Genomic DNA, 18,383 nt, shown 5'->3' with positions numbered 1-18,383 from the left:
CTAACATAATATTTGATGTTATTTTTGGTTTTCTATATTGGATATTATTTATTTTTTCTGGGAGACTTCAAAAGTAATATTTTGAGCCCTCTTTTCTCTTTATGTTCATAGATAAAATAAGGTCATTGCACTGCAATAGTTTTTATTGTTACCCTAAGAAAAATTTCCCAAACTGTTGTTTCAATGGTCTGTAGCCATTTTGAATACATTTATCTTTATCAGTAAAGCAGAAGTGTAAAATTTTATATTTTTGAACCCAATTTTAAATCCATTTAATTAAACTAATAATCACATAAACTAATGATATCATTCAACCTACATCTTATTCTAAAACTGATGAGTCGGTTTTTGTTTCATACATTAATAATTTTCAGCATAAATCTTTTATATTTTTTAATAGTATATTATAATGTTTTTAAACTGGACAGACTTATAAATGTGTCTAAAGTTAAAGATAGTGTTACCGCAATGGAGAATATGATGATTATTGTATATCTTGTTCCAGTTTTGCTTTCATATATGTATTATGCTATTTTTATTTATCGGAAGGAGAATTTATTTTTTAAAATTAGTTTTTTTATTTTGGCATTTGCATTATCCCAACAGTCCTATTCTTACTGGATAAAAAATGTATTAGACTAAATATAATGACTGGGAAAATAAAAATAATATTGAAAATATTACAATGGATAAGTATTCTTTGCTTTCTGTTTCTTGTACTGTATTTATTAATGACACTTGGTAGTAGCCACACTATTCCCTTTCAAACTTATTTTACATTAGGAATTTCAATAGTGTTGTCAATTGGTCTCTATTTTTTTATTGGATTTATTAGAAGAAGAAACTGAACTTCCTGTCTATTTAATAATGGCAGTTTATGATTGTTTTTTAGAAATTACTAAAATGTAAGTCGTATAAAATTAATTTGTTATGTTTTTTTGTCCAAAAAATATGTATATTGGAACTACCAAATTAAAGCGTAATCCGAAAAGCATATATAGTAGGAGAAAAATCAAAAAATAAAACTATGAAAAACCTAAGAAAACTTTCAAAAAGAGAATTGAAAACAGTTCAGGGAGGGATCCCAATGTGTCTGCCAGGATATTTCTGGTGTTCATTTGTTAAAAAATGTATTCCTGTAGGATCATCATGCGGACTTATTGATTAATTTGATTTATGAAAATAATGTAAATAGGCTGTCTCAGAAATGGGATAGCCTATTTTTGTACAACTCCATCATCGACTTAGGAATCAGGAGCGTTAAGAAAATTTAAATGGAATCCGTTAAAAAATTTCCACTGTCTGAGCATGGACGGAATTTAGAGCTGAAGAAGAAGCATGTGATCCATGCGAGTTTGGAAATTTTAGGAGTACATTCAAATTTTTTAGCGAATGATTCCCGTCTTGAACTTTTGAATACTTTTGTTTTAAGACAAAAGTATAGGCAAAAAAATGTTATTTTGTATTCTTATATTACAGAACTTTCGTGCGATCCAGAATAAATTATATACTTGCTGTTGTTGTCATCCTTCTTAATGTGATAATACTGTTAGTTAATGTATACACTATTCAAAAAGGTTTTTCTCCATTTGAAGGAGGATTTAATTTTTCAATAATGCTAATGATTTCAAATCTTTTTATAATTCCGGCAATAGCAACATTTTTTAAAAAGATAAAAGATAATCCCATAGTTTTAATATTGAACATATTAGGTTTTATTATATCTGTTTTAGGAGCTTTTCTAGCCTATATGATAACGATAATTCAATGTTAAATTGAGAAAAAGAACAAGTCTGAATATGATGCACTGCTTATCAATCGACTTAGGAATCAGGAGCGTTAAGAAAATTTGAATGTAATCCGTTAAAAAATTTCCACTATCTGAGCAGGTAATAATAAAGAACCGAAGGAGAGACATATGATCCATACGAGTTTGGAAATTTTAGGAGTACATTTAAATTTTAGCAGATGATTCCAGCCTTGGACTTTTGTATACTTTTCCTTTAAGGCAAAAGTTTAAATGAAAATCTTTTATTTGATTCGGAATATGGTTGAAAAATCATAAAAGCAGGATTTTTATCTCTCACCGAAAAACCGTATTTTTGTACATCTAAAAAGTAAAAGAACGAATGAATTCCTACAAAAATCCATTGGAAGAGCGCTACTCCAGTGAAGAAATGTTATTTAACTTCTCACACAATAACAAATTCCAGAATTGGAGAAAGCTTTGGATAGCTCTTGCTGAAATCGAAAAAGACCTTGGACTTGAAATTACAGACGAGCAGATCGCTGAGTTAAAAGCTAATGCTGAAAACATCGATTACGTAAAAGCTGCAGAGTACGAAAAAAAATTCCGTCATGATGTAATGGCTCACGTTCACGCTTATGGTGATGTGGCGCCTTCAGCAAAAGGAATTATTCACCTGGGAGCTACTTCGGCTTTTGTAGGAGACAATACAGACTTAATTCAAATCCGTGACGGACTTTTAATCTTAAAGAAAAAGTTGGTGAACGTGATGAAAAATCTTTCGGATTTTGCAATTCAGTACAAAGACCTTCCAACTTTAGGATTTACACACTTCCAGCCAGCTCAGTTGACGACAGTTGGGAAAAGAGCTACACTTTGGTTACAGAGTTTGGTTCTTGACATCGAAGAATTGGATTTCTTCCTTGAAACCCTACGTTTCAGAGGAGTAAAAGGAACTACAGGAACAGCTGCAAGTTTCCTTGAATTGTTCAACGGAGACTATTCTAAAGTAAAACACTTAGATAAAGAACTTTCAAAAAGATTCGGTTTCGAAAAAGTGTTCGGAGTTTCCGGACAGACTTACGATAGAAAAATTGATGCGAAAGTAGTTGCCTTATTAGGAAATATTGCACAATCTGCACATAAATTCACAAACGATTTACGTTTACTTCAGAACCTTAAGGAAATTGAAGAACCATTCGAGAAAAACCAGATCGGTTCTTCTGCAATGGCTTACAAACGTAACCCAATGAGAAGTGAAAGAATCGGAGCATTGGCAAAATATGTAATGTCTCTGACAACAAGTTCTGCAATGGTAGCTTCTACACAATGGTTTGAAAGAACATTGGATGACTCTGCTAATAAGAGATTGACAATTCCTCAGGCATTTTTAGCTGTTGATGCTATTCTATTAATCTGGAACAACATCATGAACGGAATCGTAGTATATCCGAACAGAATCAATAAGCATATTATGGAAGAGCTTCCTTTCATGGCGACAGAATACATCATCATGGAAGAAGTTAAAGCAGGAGGTGATCGTCAGGAAATTCACGAAGTGATCAGAGTTCACTCTATGGAAGCTTCTAAGAAAGTGAAAGAAGAAGGAAAAGAAAATGACCTTATCGAAAGAATCCTGAATGATGAATCTTTAAAACTGGACAAATCAAAACTGAAAGAAGTTCTAGATCCTAAAAACTTTATTGGTTTCGCACCGATCCAGACGGAGGAATTCATTAAAAATGAAGTTCAGCCGATTATAGACCAAAACAAAGACTTAATAGGATTGGAAGCTGATCTTAAAGTATAAAACAATATGCAGTCTTTTGGGCTGCATATTTTATTTCCCACTCCAATTAATATGAAAAAACTACTATTAAGCATTCTATTAACACCAGTCATTTCTTTTTCCCAGAGTAAAGAGGATTTACATTACTTTAAATCCAAAGATTCTTTAGTTGGAGTAAAAGATAAAGCAGGAAAAATAATTGTTCCTGCACAGTTCAAAATCTTTTCCTTCCTAAAAGATGGAGATCCTGTAGAAGGAGAAACCATCCTTTTTGATGGCAGTAAAGAAGGCGAAAAATCAGAGAAAAATGCCTGGGGATATGTGTACGACAGAAAAGGTAAATTTCTGTATCAGCCATTCCTTTATGACAATGGAGCAGATTATTTCTCTGAAGGACTGAGAAGATTGGTTAAAAATGGTAAAGTAGGATTTGCAGACCGAAACGGGAATACTGTTATTGAAGCTGAGCATGACTTTGCATTTCCGTTTAATTACGGATACGCCACCTTTTGTGACGGCTGTGATTGGGAAAAGACCAATGATGAACACAGAGCAATTGTAGGGGGAAAATGGGGTGTGATGAACGTCAAAGGACAAACTGTTCAGCCATTGGCAAAACCAACAGAAAAGGATGTTGAAATAGACGGGAAATACTACCCGAATCCGTTTCAATACAATGAAGAAGAGAAGAATATTCTCCAGTTCTTCGAAAAACAGAAGAAAAAGCTTTCAGATCTTTATTATGTAAACTTTTACAATAAACTGTCTGAAAAGGAAAAGAATCTGTTTTTTGAAATTGTAGAAAAACCAAAAGAAAACTTTCCTTATTATCAGGTGAATACCTATAATCATAGGAAGAAAGACTTGGATATGCTTTATCGTTTCAAATTTCTGGTTTCAGAAGAAGGTAAAATATTTTATGCTATCGAGGATTTTAATGAAAAGAAAGTTCCTTTTGAAAACTGGCTGAAAGAAGAAATAAAAAATGCAGAAGACTTTCAGAAAGAACATAAGGACAATCCGAATAAATTTATCAACAAATAAAAATAAAATTGGAAATTCTACCGCTCAAATTTGAAAAAGATATGACTTATTCCTTTAAATTTGTACAGAGTAATGAGTGGAGAGGAAATCTCTCCAAAAATTTCCAATATAGATGGGTTTAAAGAAAGAAACTTTAACTCATAATAGTAAAAAGAAAAAATAAATCTAATATTAAAAATCTGACATCTAATGTCTAATAACAAAAGAATTTTCGTAGAAAAAAGAGGAATTTTCGATGTTGAAAGTCCAAAAATTTTTGATGAAGTAAAAGCGGTTGTTCCGGCAGTTCAAAGTGTGAAAGTATACAATGTGTATGATATTTTCAATTTGAATGACGGAGAATTTGAAAAAGTGGTGAATAACACTTTCGTAGACCCTGTTACTGATATTTTACATACAGAAAACCCTGCAAAAGCTATTCATTTCGGAATGGAATTTTTGCCTGGTCAGTATGATCAGAGAGCAGATTCTGCGCAGCAGTGTATCGCGTTGCTTACAGAAAATGAAAAATCAAAAGTAAGAAGTGGAAAGTTGATCGAATTTGAAGGAGTTTCTGAAGCAGATTTGGTTAAAATCAAAGACCTTCTGATCAACAAAGTGGAATCTCAGGAAAAAGACTTGTCAATTCTTGATATTCCTGTAGATGAGACACCATCAAAAGTAATTATCCACGAAAACTTCATCAATTTCAATGATGGAGAACTTGAAAACTTCTACAAAAATCATGGTTTTGCTTTAGGATTGGATGACCTGAAATTTATTCAGGAATATTTCAAAACTGAAGAAAGAAATCCTACGGAAACAGAATTAAAAGTACTAGACACGTATTGGAGCGACCACTGTCGTCACACGACTTTTGAAACACAGTTGTCAGACATTCAGTTTGAAGGCCAGTTCAAACACACATTGGAAACTATTTTCAATGATTACATCGAAAAAAGAAAATTCTTAGGCCGTGAGTTGAAGCCAATTTCCCTAATGGATCTTGCAACAGTATGTGGTAAATATTTCCATAAAACAGGAAACCTGGATAACCTTGTCATTTCTGACGAGATTAATGCTTGTACCATCCAGATCGAAGCAGAGTACGATGGTAAAAAAGAACCATGGTATTTATTATTCAAAAACGAAACACATAATCACCCTACGGAAATTGAACCGTTTGGTGGGGCTTCAACTTGTTTAGGAGGTGCGATCAGAGACCCGTTGTCCGGAAGATCTTTCGTTTTCCAGGCAATGAGATTAACAGGTGCTGCAGACGTTTTGGAACCAGTTGATAAAACATTACCAGGAAAATTACCTCAGAAAACCATTACAAAACAGGCTGCCAACGGATATTCATCTTACGGTAACCAGATTGGTCTTGCGACTACAATGGTTTCTGAAATCTATGACGAAGGTTATAAAGCCAAGAGAATGGAAGTAGGTTTCGTTACCGGAGCTGTTCCTGTAGACTGGGTAAGACGTGAGAAACCTGAAAACGGGGATTCAATCATTATCTTAGGAGGAGCAACAGGTCGAGACGGAGTAGGAGGAGCAAGCGGAAGTTCAAAAGAACAGGACGAAACTTCTATCCACACCATGAGTTCAGAAGTTCAGAAAGGAAATGCTGTAGAAGAACGTAAAATTCAGAGATTATTCAGAAATCCTGAAGTAACGAAGCTGATTAAAAAATCAAATGACTTCGGAGCAGGAGGTGTTTCTGTGGCAATTGGTGAGATTGCAGACTCTTTAGAAGTAAACCTGGATGTATTACCATTAAAATATGAAGGATTAAACGGAACCGAACTGGCTATTTCTGAATCTCAGGAAAGAATGGCGGTAGTTGTAGATCCTCAGGATAAAGAAAAATTCATCAAATTCTGTGAAGCTGAAAACATTGTTGCGGTAGAAGTAGCAAAAGTGACAGATTCCGGAAGAATGCAGATGTTCTGGAAAGGAGACAAAATTGTAGACCTTTCAAGAGCTTTCTTAGATACCAACGGATGTTCAAAATCTCAGGAAGTGAAAATCACTCACCTTGAAGAAGTAAAAGAAGAAACTAAAGCTTTCACAGCAGAAAACTTCCTGAACATCTTAAAAGATAAAAACGTAGCTTCCCAGAAAGGATTGCTTGAAATGTTTGACTCTTCAATTGGAGCCACAACAGTAGCAATGCCTTTAGGTGGAAAATATCAGCAGACTCTGATGGAAGGAAGTGTTCAGGCACTCCCTATTTTAGGAGCAAAAGATATTAAAACAGTTTCTTTGGCAAGCTGGGGATTTGATGCTGAAATATCAAAACAAAACTCATTACTAGGATCATCTTATGCTGTAGTAGAGAGTGTGGCGAAGATTGTAGCAATGGGAGGCGATTATAAAAACATCAGACTAAGTTTCCAGGAATACTTCGAAAAACTAGGACAAAATCCGGAAAAATGGGGTAAACCTTTAGCTTCACTTTTAGGGGCTTATGATGCGCAGATCAATTTAGGTCTTGCTGCGATTGGAGGTAAAGATTCTATGAGTGGAACATATCAGGATCTGAATGTTCCGCCAACCTTGATTTCTTTTGCATGTGCCAACGGAGATAAAGAAAATATCATCTCTCCTGAGCTGAAAAATGCAGGAAACAAACTGTATTTCTTCAATCATATTGCTCAGGAAAGCGGACTTCCAAAATATGATGCTTTAAAAGAAGTTTTTGAATTTATTTTCGAAAATATTAAAGCAGGAAAAATTGTTTCTGTGAAAACAGTAAAAGAAGGAGGTCTTGCAGTAGCTTTAGCGAAAATGAGCTTCGGAAACAGATTGGGTGCTGAAGTTAATGCTGATGAAAATGTTTTATTGGCTAAAAATATCGGTAGCTTAATCATTGAAGCGAAAGAAGAATTAAGCTCGTCTGTTCTTCACCTTATCGGAGAAGTAAAAGATTCAGGTATTGTAAAAATTAACGGACTTGAATCCAATATCGTGGACCTTGTATCTGCTAACACAAATACATTCGAAAACCTTTTCCCAACAGTAGAAAAAGAAAAGATCACGATTGAAATTGATGAAAAATCAAACTCAATCCACCCAAGAAATATCATCATTAAAAAACACGGAATTGCTCAGCCAAAAGTATTCGCTCCGGTATTCCCGGGAACGAACTGTGAGTATGACACGCTGAATGCATTCCAGAAAGAAGGTGCTGTAGTGAGCAGCCTGCCTTTGATCAATATCAACCACCAATTATTGGAGGAAAGCATTGATGCGTGGGTAGAAGAAATCAGAACATCTCAGATTCTTGCATTCTCCGGAGGATTCTCCGCAGGTGACGAGCCGGATGGTTCTGCAAAATTCATTGTAAACGTTCTGAAAAACGAGAAAATGAAAAATGCAGTTCATGAATTATTAGACAGAGATGGTATGATTATCGGTATCTGTAACGGATTCCAGGCGCTTGTAAAGTCAGGATTATTACCTTACGGAAGAATCAAAGATCTGGATGAAAACTCCCCTACGTTAGCTCACAATGCGATAAGAAGACACATCTCTCAGATGGTGACGGTAAAAGTGGTGAATGATGAAAGCCCATGGTTAAAAGGAATGAAAGATCAGACTTTCACTATTCCGATTTCCCACGGAGAAGGACGTTTCATGGCTTCAGAAGAAGAAATCAAAAAGCTGTATGAAAACGGACAAATCGCTACCCAATACATAGATTTTGATGGAAATATCGCCCACGGGATGCCGTTCAACCCGAATAACTCATTATTCGGAATCGAAGGAGTTACCAGCCCATGTGGAAAGATCTACGGAAGAATGGGACACCCGGAAAGATTTGCTGAAGGTCTCATGAAGAATATACCAACCGCGAATTATCACAACATATTCAAAAACGGTGTTGAATACTTCAAATAACAATACAAGAAAAATGATCGTCATCCATGGCGGTCATTTTTCGTCTTTAGCAGGCTTTTACGAAGAAGTTTCAAGTGTTCTGATGAAGGATGCAGATTGGAAAGTAGGAACATTGGACGGCTTTGATGATATTCTCTACGGAGGTTTCGGAGTAATAGAAGGAAAAGAAGAAATTGAAATCCTCTGGAAAGAATCCGGGAAATCGAAAGAAGATTTAGGGCTTCAGACTACTCAGGAATTCTACGAAAATAAGATCAGACAGGGAAAACCCTTCAATATAGAATTGATTCAGCAGAAATTAGATGATTTGACCGAAGGAAAAGGGCAGACACTTTTTGAAATCCTGGTGGAAATTATACAGTCACATAGCAATATTGCATTGAAGCTGGAATGATAAGTAATGAGCAATGAGTAATTAGAATCTTAAACCATTATGAATAATAAAGATTTTAAGGAAAGTTAAGATTCATTAACGATGAATAAAGCAGTCTGCTTAATAATAGCTTCAACTATTACATTCATAATTCTTCACCCCTTCAAAAATCTTAATGGTTCAAAAAAAATTATTCAACTAGGGCACAAATTGGTCTATTGCTGAGTGAAACGCCTTTGCGAACGAAAACATAAGAATTAAATATAAATACTTAGCGCCTTTTGCGTTAAAAACTACGCAAGTTGAAAGATATTAATAATTTTTCTCACTATTTTTACTTTAACAAAAAGGAAACAATAAGAATTGAATGAAGAAAATTATTTATGGGCTGTTCTTCGGTGACAGCATTACTTATGGAGAATATGACGGCGTTTTTGGAGGCTGGGTAGATATTTTGAAAAGATATGCCTTGCAGCAATTTCACGAAGGAAATGGAGATGAACTGATCTTATTCAATTTGGGAATCGGAGGAGAGACTACAGAAGGATTACTGAAAAGAATTCCCCACGAACTCAGTGCCAGAAATTCTGCTGACGGAAACATCGTTTTTTTAAGCTATGGAGCCAATGATCTTGCCATAAAAGAAGGAGTACAGATCGTAGATCCTGAAAAATTTAAAAACAACATGACTACTGCCATCGCGCATGCCAAAGAATTTTCCAACGAAATTTATCTTGTGAGCATTCTCCCTTTTTCTCAAAAAATAGATGGAGTAGTGGTAAGCTCAGGCAAATTAAGAACAAATGGGGAAGTTGTTATCTATAACCAGATCCTTAAAGATCTTGCCTCAGAACATTCACTGGGGTATATTGATTTTTATTCTGCTTTCCTTGAAGATAAAGAGATTCTATTATCTGCAGACGGAGTGCACCCCAACGAAAAAGGCTATGGAATGATGGCTGAGGTAGCTATACCAATTATCGAAAAATATTTATAATGCCAAATCTATTTTCTTACGGAACCCTACAGAAAGAGCAGGTTCAAATGGAAACCTTTGGAAGACTTTTACAAGGTGAAAAAGATATCTTATCAGAATACAAATTAAGAATGCTTGAAATTACAGATCCTGAAGTACTGCGAAAAAGTGGTCAGAAATACCATCCCGTACTTGAATTTTCTGGGAATGATGATGATCAGATAGAAGGAATACTTTTTGAAGTAACAGAAGCCGAAATTCTTCAGGCAGACGAATATGAAGTAGATGATTACAAAAGAATTGAAACCGTTTTTAAATCCGGAAAGAAAGGATTTATCTATGTCGGAAAATAATCATTGCGAGCAAAGCGAAGCAATCTCACTATCTCCTGTAAAATTTCAACGGGACCTTTGTCATTCCGAGCAAAGCAAGGAATCTATATTATAATTGGTTTATAAGATATACTGAGACTCCTACGGAGTGACAAAATTGGAATAGGCTAAGCCAAAAGAAAATAGCCGCAGAAATTCAATTCAATTCAATTCAATAGGAACGGGCTTTAGCCCGTTTATGTAAAAATCTTAACCTTCAAAATGGCTTTAGCCAAAACTTAAAAACAATATCCTATTCAATCAATTTAAAAAACTCCTGACACCCCCTTGTCACAACCTTCTCTTACCTTTGCTCTATCATAAAGAAATAATAATGAATAACGTAAAAATAAAACCTTTTAAGGTAATCGGAATCTCAGTAAGAACAACCAATGAAAATGGGCAGGCAGCAAAAGATATTCCTGTGTTATGGGAGAAAATGATAAACGAAGATATTGTCAATTCAATACCAAATAGAAAAGATAATACCCTTTATTCTATTTATACGGATTACGAAAAAGACCATACAAAGCCCTATACAACAGTTCTTGGGTGTAAAGTGGAAAACCTTGACAATATTCCTGAAGGAATGACAGGTTATTCTTTTGAAGGTGGAGATTATGTGAAATTTACCACAAAAGGAGACCTTTCAAAAGGCCTGGTGATCAATGAATGGTTGAAAATCTGGGAAATGGATCTCGGAAGAATATTTACTGCCGATTTTGAAATCTATGGAGAAAAAGCTCAGGATCCTTCAGATGCCGAAGTGGATATTTTAATTGCTGTCAAATAAGAGAAAAAAGTAAAAAGCTTTTTGCCTTCACAACTTTTGAAATGGAGACGTGAAATTCCCCTCATTTGGAGGGGTGGCAAAAATTCAAAGAATTTTTGACGGGGTGGTTAAGCATGTAACTTAAATATTTGTCAGCAATATTTCAGATTTCTTTACCTGAAAATATATTTTCCATACACCAAAACCCCAACAATCACCGATGCAATGGCTGTCAAAACAACAGCACCAGCCGCAATATCTTTAATAAAGCCAATTCTTTTGTCGAAATCAGGTTGGATGATATCACAGATCTTTTCAATAGCTGTATTGAAAATTTCGGCACTTAAAACAGCAAACGAAGCGATGAAAACCAACGCTGCATCTGTATTGCTCAGTCTGAAATAAAAAATAAGAAAGAGATTTACGAAGAATGCCAGAAGCTCAATCTGGAAATTCCTTTCCGTCTTTATCATCATGAAAACACCCCGGAAAGCATTGAGAAAACTTTTATGAATGGGTGGTTTTTGCATAATTCTGAACTTTTCACACAAAGATAGGCTTTGTATTTTGATTGGTATGGATTATCTTTTATATTCGAAATGGGGTATTATGCAAGAAAATGAGCAATATTTATCCTTTTTTACTTTCAATACTCATGTTTTAATGCGCTTTGAAGAAAAAAAGTACAAATAGAAATCCGATTAAAGTGAATATTTTGAAGAAAATTATAAGATCAAAAGAAATTTAAGCATAATATCAAGGCTCAAAACAGATTAAGGATATTTGTGAAAAACTCCTCCATATTATTCTTTTCTTTATTGTATCTATTTATTATATTTGTAGAAACTTATTTTATAAATCTATGAAATTTATTATTTCAAGTGGTGAACTGCAGAAGGCGTTGCAAACTGTAAGTGGCGTAATATCAAGCTCTCAATCGAGACCGATTTTAGAAAACTATCTTTTTGAATTAGACGGAAATAATGTTACCATTACAGCATCTGACGGCGAGACAACTCTTGTTACTTCTCTGGAAGTAAAGTCTGATGATACAGGTAAATTTGCTGTTCCTGCTAAAATTTTTCAGGATTTTATCAAGACTTATGGTGAACAGCCTCTGACATTTGTTGTAAAAGACAATGCCGAAGGTACAGGAAGCCAGCTTGAGATTTTAGATGAAAAAGATAATTTCGCAGTAGCATTAGACAATGCTGATGACTATCCTGAATTACCGGAATTTGATGCTTCACAAAGTGTTACAATGCCGGCTGGAGTTTTGTCTGAAGCTTTGACAAACACCCTATTCGCTACAAGTAATGATTCTCTTCGTCCGGTAATGACAGGAGTGCTTTTCCAGTTTGGAGAAAACGAAACCAATTTCGTATCTACAGACTCCCACAGATTGGTGGTATACAAAAGAGCAGACCTTATGAATGCTGAGCCGATGGAGTTTATCATGCCTAAAAAACCTCTGAACATTTTCAAAAATATTCTGGCAAGTTCCAATGAAGACGTTACGATCGACTTCAATGAGAATATGGCCAAGTTTACTTTTGGTAAGCATATCTGGATCTGTAGACTTATTGATGGTAAATATCCAAATTATACAGCGGTAATTCCAAAAGAAAACCCAAATGTATTGACAATCAACAGGAATCTTTTATTAGGAGCGATCAAAAGAGCATCTATCATGTCCAACAAATCTACCAATCAGGTAAGATTCAAGCTTTCCGGTAATATTCTTCACCTTCATGCAGAAGATACTGAATATGCAAACAAAGCAGACATGCAGATTCCTTGTGACTACAACGGAGAAGATATCAATATCGGATTCAGTTCTAAATTTTTAACTGAAATGCTGACAATTTTAGGATCTGACGATATCACGATGAAAATGTCTCAACCTAACAGACCAGGAATCATTGAACCTCTTGACGGTCTTGAAGAAAACGAAAATATCTTAATGTTATCAATGCCGGTAATCGGATTGTAACATTAACCATATAAATAAAAGAAAGCTGGAATTTTTCCGGCTTTTTTTGTAATCCTGCATTCGGACTCATAGTTGTAATAATTTGGAATCGACTTAGGGATTAATAGAATCATCCATACGAGTTTAGAGGTGCATTCAAATTTTTAGCGGATAATTCCAGTCTTGAACTTTTGCATACTTTTATTTGACTACGTCGAATCTTCGATTTCAAGGCAAAAGTATAGGAAGAAAAAAAATAATAAACATGAAAAAAATAACATTTCTTGGATCACTTATCTGCTCTCTATGGGCTTTTTCTCAGAAGAGTGCAAAAATGTATTATGAACATACGAAAGATATTATCACTTACTATGCTGATAATATTGAAATCTATCCCATTTCAATAACGTTCTCCGAACAGCCGGAAACAGAAAACCTTAAGAGTCCCGAAGCATTTAAAATGATCAGAGTGCTGCCTCCTAAATCAATAAAAAACAAAATTGCTTATTTTGTTGTCAACGATAATAGAAAAGGTTGGAAAATCAAGAAAATGCCTGCTTACTATACATTAGCTGGAGATGCAACGATAAAGACCTATGATGCTGACTATACATATGATCTTCCTTTTCAAAAAGGGAAATCCTTTAATGTTTATCAAGGTTACAATGGAATATTTTCTCACCAGAATGAAAACTCTTTAGATTTTGTGATGCCTGAAGGAACCGAAATTACGGCAGCAAGAGAAGGTAAAGTGATTGATGCAGTTCAGAATAATAATACAGGATGTCCTACATCAAGTTGTGCTAATCAGGCTAATTATATTTCAATTTTACATTCGGATGGAACCATTGCACAGTATTTTCACCTGAAACAAAATGGGGTTAAGGTTAAAATAGGAGATGAGGTTAAAAAAGGGGATTTAATAGGATTGAGCGGCAATACAGGCTGGACAAATGGTCCGCATTTACATTTCCAATGCTTTCTTCCCGATCCTTCAAAGCCTAAACAAAAGAATACACTCAAAACCCTTTTCAGAACCGGTAATGGAACTAAAACCGAGTATTTGACAGAAAAGAAAACCTATTCAAAAGAATATTAAACAGTGTCAAATCGTGTCATTTGTGAATCATTAGAGTTATTAGTGTTTAAAAGATACTAATCATGAAAATAAAAATACAGTCTTACCACACCTCAGATTTTCCATCAGAATTTACCACTGAAAATTACAGTGTGGTTCTATGGAAGGGTTCCGGTGTTTTTTCAGTAGATGACATCAATTATTCTTATAACGGATATAATATTCTGTTTCTTTCCCCTTTTCAAAAACTGAAACTGGCTTCGGAATCAGATGAAAATATCGATGTACTTTTCTTCCATGGTGACTATTACTGTATAGAATATCATAAAGAAGAAGTGGCATGCAACGGGCTTCTTTTTAATAATATTTATCTGAATCCGGGGGTTGAACTCTCAGAAGAAAATTATAGTTATATTCTCGAGCTTTTTATTCATATCAAAAAGGAAGAATCCGAAAAGCATCAGTTTTCAGAATCTATTATCAAAACTTATATACAGCTTATCCTTGCTATTGGCAGTAAACAGAAAAGCAGTATTGAAAATAGTATATTTTCTCATGATAAACTACCCAATAAGAATGCTGCAGAATTTAAGAAACTGTTGGAGACTCATTTTAAAAGTGAAAAGGAGCTGTCATTTTACAGTGACAAACTGAGTATAACCAATAATACATTAAGCAAGGCTGTAAAGAAAGAATTTGCGAAAACACCCACTCAGCTTATCAATGAGAGAATCATTCTGGAATCCAAAAAATTACTGCATTTAACCTATAGATCCGTAAAGGAAGTTGCTTCAGAGCTGGGATTTGCCGATGAATTTTACTTCAGCAGGTATTTCAAAAAATCGGTAGGATGTTCCCCGAAAAAATATAGAGAACAGGTAGGAATCTCTGTGGTGGCGAAAATGTCCATGTAATGTCCTCAAATATCTATGTTGGCGCTGTAGGCATGTGAATACCTTTGTTAAAAAGAAATCACATGAAAAACAACAGACTTTACCACCGCTTATTACAATTGGATGCTTATTTTTTCAATTTTCTCAGAATTTCAATTTTCATTGTTATGGCCTGGATTGGAGGTTTAAAAGCATTTCATTACGAAGCTGAAGGAATTGTACCCTTTGTCGCCAATAGTCCCTTCATGAGTTTCTTCTATAAAAATACTGGGAATAAAGTTCTTAATGAAGAAAAAATGCCGGTGGCAGAATATACCCTGTATAAAAATCCGGAAGGAAAGGTTATCCAGAAAAATATTGATTGGCATAAAGAAAATGGAACATACACCTTTTCTTATGGTTTGGGAACGATGATTGTAATAATAGGTTTTTTGGTGTTGTTAGGGATCTGGTTTCCTAAAATCGGAGCAGTAGGAGGGGCTTTAACATTTTTAATGTCATTGGTTACCCTTTCATTTTTAGGAACTACTCCCGAAGTATACGTGCCGAATCTGGGTGGAGATTATCCTACTCCAGAGTTTGGATTTCCCTATATGTCCGGAGCAGGGCGTTTGGTTCTAAAAGATATTATCATGATGGCTGCAGGATTGGTATTATTTTCTGATAGCCTGAAGAAAGTAGTGAGACCATCTGGCCAACAGATTCCTTAATAAGAGGCAGAACTATTAATGAAAATTAATTATCTTAAAATCGCTTCTAAATTTCTCTATTTCTCAAAAAAACACGACATTTGTAGCTCGAAAAATCACACTTGAATACGGTGTGGAATTTCAAATAAAAATTTCAAAATAGTGCAGATGAAACCGAAAGGCTCATTTGACGAATTAAATAAGTAGATAGATTAACAAATGAAAATATCAAACAACTGGCTGAAGGACTTTGTAAAAACGGAATCAAAAACTGAAAGAATCGGTGAATTCCTTACAGATATAGGTCTTGAGGTTGAAGGGATAGATAAATTTGAAAGCGTAAGAGGCAGCCTGGAAGGAATTGTTGTAGGTAAAGTATTAACCTGCGAAAAGCATCCGAATGCTGACAAACTGAAGAAGACAACAGTAGATGTAGGAAACGGAAAAATATTGAATATTGTTTGCGGAGCTCCTAACGTAGAAGCAGGACAGACTGTTCCTGTAGCCGTTGTCGGAACAAAAATCTATGACAAAACAGGAAACTTTTTTGAAATTAAAGAAGCAAAAATCAGAGGTGAGGTTTCTCAGGGAATGATCTGCGCAGAAGATGAATTAGGTCTTAGCGAAGATCACGGAGGAATCATGGTGCTGGATGAAACCAAATATGAAGTAGGAAAAAACTTTGCGGACTATTTTGAACTGACTAATGATGAGGTGTTTGAAATCGGATTAACACCAAACAGAACAGATGCAATGTCTCACTATGGTGTTGCAAGAGATTTACATGCTTATCTTTCTACCAACCAACTGAAGTCTCAATTTAATAAAGTAGCTTCCGAAGCTTTGAATAATGAAGGAGTTCATGATTTCAAACTGGAAATTGAAGATGCTGAATTGTGTCCAAGATATATAGGAGCCGTTATTGAAGACGTAAAAGTTGCAGAATCTCCATCCTGGTTAAAAGACAGACTAAAAGCAATCGGACTAAGCCCGATTAACAACGTTGTAGATATTACTAACTATATTCTTCACGGATACGGACAGCCGCTTCACGCATTTGATGCAGATAAAATTGCAGATAAGAAAGTAAAAGTAGGAGTTGTAAAACCGGGAACAAAATTTACTACATTAGATGGAGTTGAAAGAACATTGAATGGTTCTGAAATCATCATCAAAGACGGTAAAGATAATCCAATGTGTATTGCCGGAGTATTCGGTGGTGCAAATTCCGGAGTATCAGAAACTACAAAAACGATATTCCTTGAAAGTGCTTATTTCAATCCCATTGCGGTAAGAAAAGGAGCAAAAGCTCACAGCCTGAATACGGATGCTTCTTTCAGATTTGAAAGAGGAGTAGACCCGAATCTGACAAGAACGGCAATCACTCACGCTATTAAAATGATTCAGGAAATTGCTGAAGGAAAATTAGTAGGAGATCTATTGGAAGAATATCCTAAGAAAATTGAAGACAGCTATGTGATTCTGAGATTCTCTAAAATTGAGCAGATTTTAGGAACAAAAATCCACAGAGAAAAAGTAAAGGAAATCTTAAAAGCATTGGAAATTCAGGTTTTAAATGAAATTCCAAATGGTTTTGAAATCTCTGTTCCTGCTTACAGAGCAGATGTAACAAGAGAAATTGATGTAATTGAAGAGATCTTAAGAATCTACGGATATAATAAAATTGATGCTCCACAGAAAATTTCGTTTACCCCTGTTAAGCTTAGTGCTAACGATCAGGATGAATTGGAAAACAGCTGGGCAAGGGCTTTACAGAGCATTGGCTTCAACGAAGTAATGAATAACTCATTGACTTCGGTAAAAGATGAAACTGATGCTGTAAAACTGTTAAATCCTTTAAGCGGAGATTTAGCATTCATGAGAAAATCTTTATTGGAAGGACTTCTTCAGAATGCCGTATATAACATTAACAGAAAGAATCAGGATATTAAATTCTTCGAATTAGGAAAAATTTACCACAAAAAAGAAAAATACGAAGAAAGAAAACAATTGGCTTTGTTGGTTTCCGGAAGAGATGTTGCGGAAAACTGGCTTCAGCCTAAGTCTGCTGTAAGTTTCTATAATCTTAAAGCTTATGTAAAAGTTTTATTGGAAAGACTTGCTGTTGATTATAAAGAAGCAGCTCTGTCCGATGAAAGATTCTCCGATGCATTGGTATATGAAGTTGACGGTAAAGCGTTGGTAAGAATCGGAAAAGTAGCTCCTGCTTTATTAAAAGATTTCGATATTGATCAGGATTGTTTCTATGCAGAAATTGAACTGGAATATGCTCAGGAACTACGTTCTAAAAATGAATTGAAATTTAAAGACATTCCGAAATTCAACAAAATCAGAAGAGACTTAGCTTTATTGATTGATAAAAATGTAAATTATCAGGATTTATATCAGACTGCTAAAAAGAATAAATCTCCATTCATTAAGAGTGTTAACCTATTCGATGTGTATGAAGGTAAAAATCTTCCTGAAGGTAAGAAGTCTTATGCAATGAGCTTCGAGCTGTTAAACGAAGAAAAAACACTGGAAGAAAAAGAGATCACAGAAGTAATGGATTCTCTGATCAAAGCTTTCCAGAAAGAATTCAACGCTGAGTTGAGATCTTAATACTTGAAAATATATATTTCAATATAATAGAAACGGACTTTTAAAGTCCGTTTTTTTGTTTTTAATCTTAAAAATATATCTGTATTAATAGGTTTCGGCTAAAGCCATCTGGATATTGATTTTTAAGTAAACGGCTCCCTTCGACTAAGCTCAGGATTACAATCCGTTCTAT

The 18,383-nt window shown here is 34.8% G+C and carries 14 protein-coding genes; 13 read left to right on the top strand and 1 reads right to left on the bottom strand.

The window, feature by feature from the left end; translation table 11 throughout:
* Positions 1-1,027 precede the first annotated feature (1,027 nt).
* The 8 genes from LC457_RS21640 (at position 1,028) to LC457_RS21605 (ending at position 10,978) form a co-directional block, all read left to right on the top strand.
* Positions 1,028-1,168 carry a hypothetical protein gene (locus tag LC457_RS21640; RefSeq protein WP_156118435.1) on the top strand — a complete coding sequence of 47 codons (141 nt, stop codon included), beginning with the start codon at positions 1,028-1,030 and terminating at the stop codon, positions 1,166-1,168.
* Between the two features lie 961 nt (positions 1,169-2,129).
* Positions 2,130-3,557 (top strand): adenylosuccinate lyase, encoded by a 1,428-nt coding sequence (purB, locus tag LC457_RS21635; RefSeq protein WP_223601694.1) that lies wholly within the window; start codon positions 2,130-2,132, stop codon positions 3,555-3,557.
* 51 nt (positions 3,558-3,608) lie between these two features.
* A complete protein-coding gene (locus tag LC457_RS21630; protein ID WP_223601693.1) occupies positions 3,609-4,580 on the top strand; it encodes a WG repeat-containing protein in 972 nt (323 codons plus the stop codon).
* Between the two features lie 189 nt (positions 4,581-4,769).
* The gene (locus LC457_RS21625) at positions 4,770-8,465 is read left to right on the top strand and encodes a phosphoribosylformylglycinamidine synthase (protein ID WP_223601692.1); all 3,696 of its coding nucleotides are present in this window, start codon (positions 4,770-4,772) and stop codon (positions 8,463-8,465) included.
* The gene (locus LC457_RS21620; protein ID WP_223601691.1) at positions 8,446-8,859 is read left to right on the top strand and encodes a ribonuclease inhibitor; all 414 of its coding nucleotides are present in this window, start codon (positions 8,446-8,448) and stop codon (positions 8,857-8,859) included. The genes LC457_RS21625 and LC457_RS21620 overlap by 20 nt, the downstream gene beginning before the upstream one ends.
* A 346-nt stretch (positions 8,860-9,205) precedes the next feature.
* Entirely contained in the window at positions 9,206-9,835 is a 630-nt protein-coding gene (locus LC457_RS21615) for a GDSL-type esterase/lipase family protein (protein WP_223601690.1), read from the top strand.
* On the top strand, positions 9,835-10,167 hold the full coding sequence (locus LC457_RS21610; protein ID WP_223601689.1) for a gamma-glutamylcyclotransferase family protein: 333 nt from the start codon (positions 9,835-9,837) through the stop codon (positions 10,165-10,167). Before LC457_RS21615 ends, LC457_RS21610 begins: the two co-directional genes overlap by 1 nt.
* 352 nt (positions 10,168-10,519) lie before the next feature.
* The gene (locus LC457_RS21605) at positions 10,520-10,978 is read left to right on the top strand and encodes a GyrI-like domain-containing protein (RefSeq protein WP_223601688.1); all 459 of its coding nucleotides are present in this window, start codon (positions 10,520-10,522) and stop codon (positions 10,976-10,978) included.
* Positions 10,979-11,130: 152 nt separating this feature from the next.
* Here the strand turns inward: LC457_RS21605 and LC457_RS21600 are convergent, their stop codons facing one another.
* Positions 11,131-11,487: a diacylglycerol kinase family protein gene (locus LC457_RS21600; protein ID WP_223601687.1), complete on the bottom strand. Its 357-nt coding sequence runs from the start codon at positions 11,485-11,487 to the stop codon at positions 11,131-11,133.
* A gap of 332 nt (positions 11,488-11,819) precedes the next feature.
* On the opposite strand from LC457_RS21600, the gene dnaN reads away from it, so the two are divergent.
* From dnaN to pheT, 5 genes are all read left to right on the top strand, one after another.
* Positions 11,820-12,950: a DNA polymerase III subunit beta gene (gene dnaN, locus LC457_RS21595; RefSeq protein ID WP_034699704.1), complete on the top strand. Its 1,131-nt coding sequence runs from the start codon at positions 11,820-11,822 to the stop codon at positions 12,948-12,950.
* Between the two features lie 244 nt (positions 12,951-13,194).
* The gene (locus LC457_RS21590) at positions 13,195-14,028 is read left to right on the top strand and encodes a M23 family metallopeptidase (protein WP_308116427.1); all 834 of its coding nucleotides are present in this window, start codon (positions 13,195-13,197) and stop codon (positions 14,026-14,028) included.
* Between the two features lie 62 nt (positions 14,029-14,090).
* Complete coding sequence (locus LC457_RS21585) at positions 14,091-14,921, top strand: helix-turn-helix domain-containing protein (RefSeq protein WP_223601686.1); 831 nt, start codon at positions 14,091-14,093, stop codon at positions 14,919-14,921.
* A 62-nt stretch (positions 14,922-14,983) separates the two neighbouring features.
* On the top strand, positions 14,984-15,610 hold the full coding sequence (locus LC457_RS21580) for a DUF417 family protein (protein ID WP_223601685.1): 627 nt from the start codon (positions 14,984-14,986) through the stop codon (positions 15,608-15,610).
* A gap of 198 nt (positions 15,611-15,808) precedes the next feature.
* Positions 15,809-18,211: a phenylalanine--tRNA ligase subunit beta gene (pheT, locus tag LC457_RS21575; protein ID WP_223601684.1), complete on the top strand. Its 2,403-nt coding sequence runs from the start codon at positions 15,809-15,811 to the stop codon at positions 18,209-18,211.
* The last annotated feature ends 172 nt before the right edge of the window (positions 18,212-18,383 follow it).

Origin of the sequence: Chryseobacterium sp. GVT01B (assembly GCF_019970045.1) — a bacterium.
Lineage (GTDB): Bacteria > Bacteroidota > Bacteroidia > Flavobacteriales > Weeksellaceae > Chryseobacterium.
Note: the sequence above shows the minus strand (reverse complement) of the source record. Positions and strands in the feature narration are given on the sequence as shown.

Coding starts and splice junctions, on each gene's coding strand:
- LC457_RS21640 (WP_156118435.1), top strand. CDS start 1,028: ATGAAAAACCTAAGAAAACTTTCAAAAAGAGAATTGAAAACAGTTCAG.
- purB (WP_223601694.1), top strand. CDS start 2,130: ATGAATTCCTACAAAAATCCATTGGAAGAGCGCTACTCCAGTGAAGAA.
- LC457_RS21630 (WP_223601693.1), top strand. CDS start 3,609: ATGAAAAAACTACTATTAAGCATTCTATTAACACCAGTCATTTCTTTT.
- LC457_RS21625 (WP_223601692.1), top strand. CDS start 4,770: ATGTCTAATAACAAAAGAATTTTCGTAGAAAAAAGAGGAATTTTCGAT.
- LC457_RS21615 (WP_223601690.1), top strand. CDS start 9,206: ATGAAGAAAATTATTTATGGGCTGTTCTTCGGTGACAGCATTACTTAT.
- LC457_RS21610 (WP_223601689.1), top strand. CDS start 9,835: ATGCCAAATCTATTTTCTTACGGAACCCTACAGAAAGAGCAGGTTCAA.
- LC457_RS21605 (WP_223601688.1), top strand. CDS start 10,520: ATGAATAACGTAAAAATAAAACCTTTTAAGGTAATCGGAATCTCAGTA.
- LC457_RS21600 (WP_223601687.1), bottom strand. CDS start 11,487: ATGCAAAAACCACCCATTCATAAAAGTTTTCTCAATGCTTTCCGGGGT.
- dnaN (WP_034699704.1), top strand. CDS start 11,820: ATGAAATTTATTATTTCAAGTGGTGAACTGCAGAAGGCGTTGCAAACT.
- LC457_RS21590 (WP_308116427.1), top strand. CDS start 13,195: ATGAAAAAAATAACATTTCTTGGATCACTTATCTGCTCTCTATGGGCT.
- LC457_RS21585 (WP_223601686.1), top strand. CDS start 14,091: ATGAAAATAAAAATACAGTCTTACCACACCTCAGATTTTCCATCAGAA.
- LC457_RS21580 (WP_223601685.1), top strand. CDS start 14,984: ATGAAAAACAACAGACTTTACCACCGCTTATTACAATTGGATGCTTAT.
- pheT (WP_223601684.1), top strand. CDS start 15,809: ATGAAAATATCAAACAACTGGCTGAAGGACTTTGTAAAAACGGAATCA.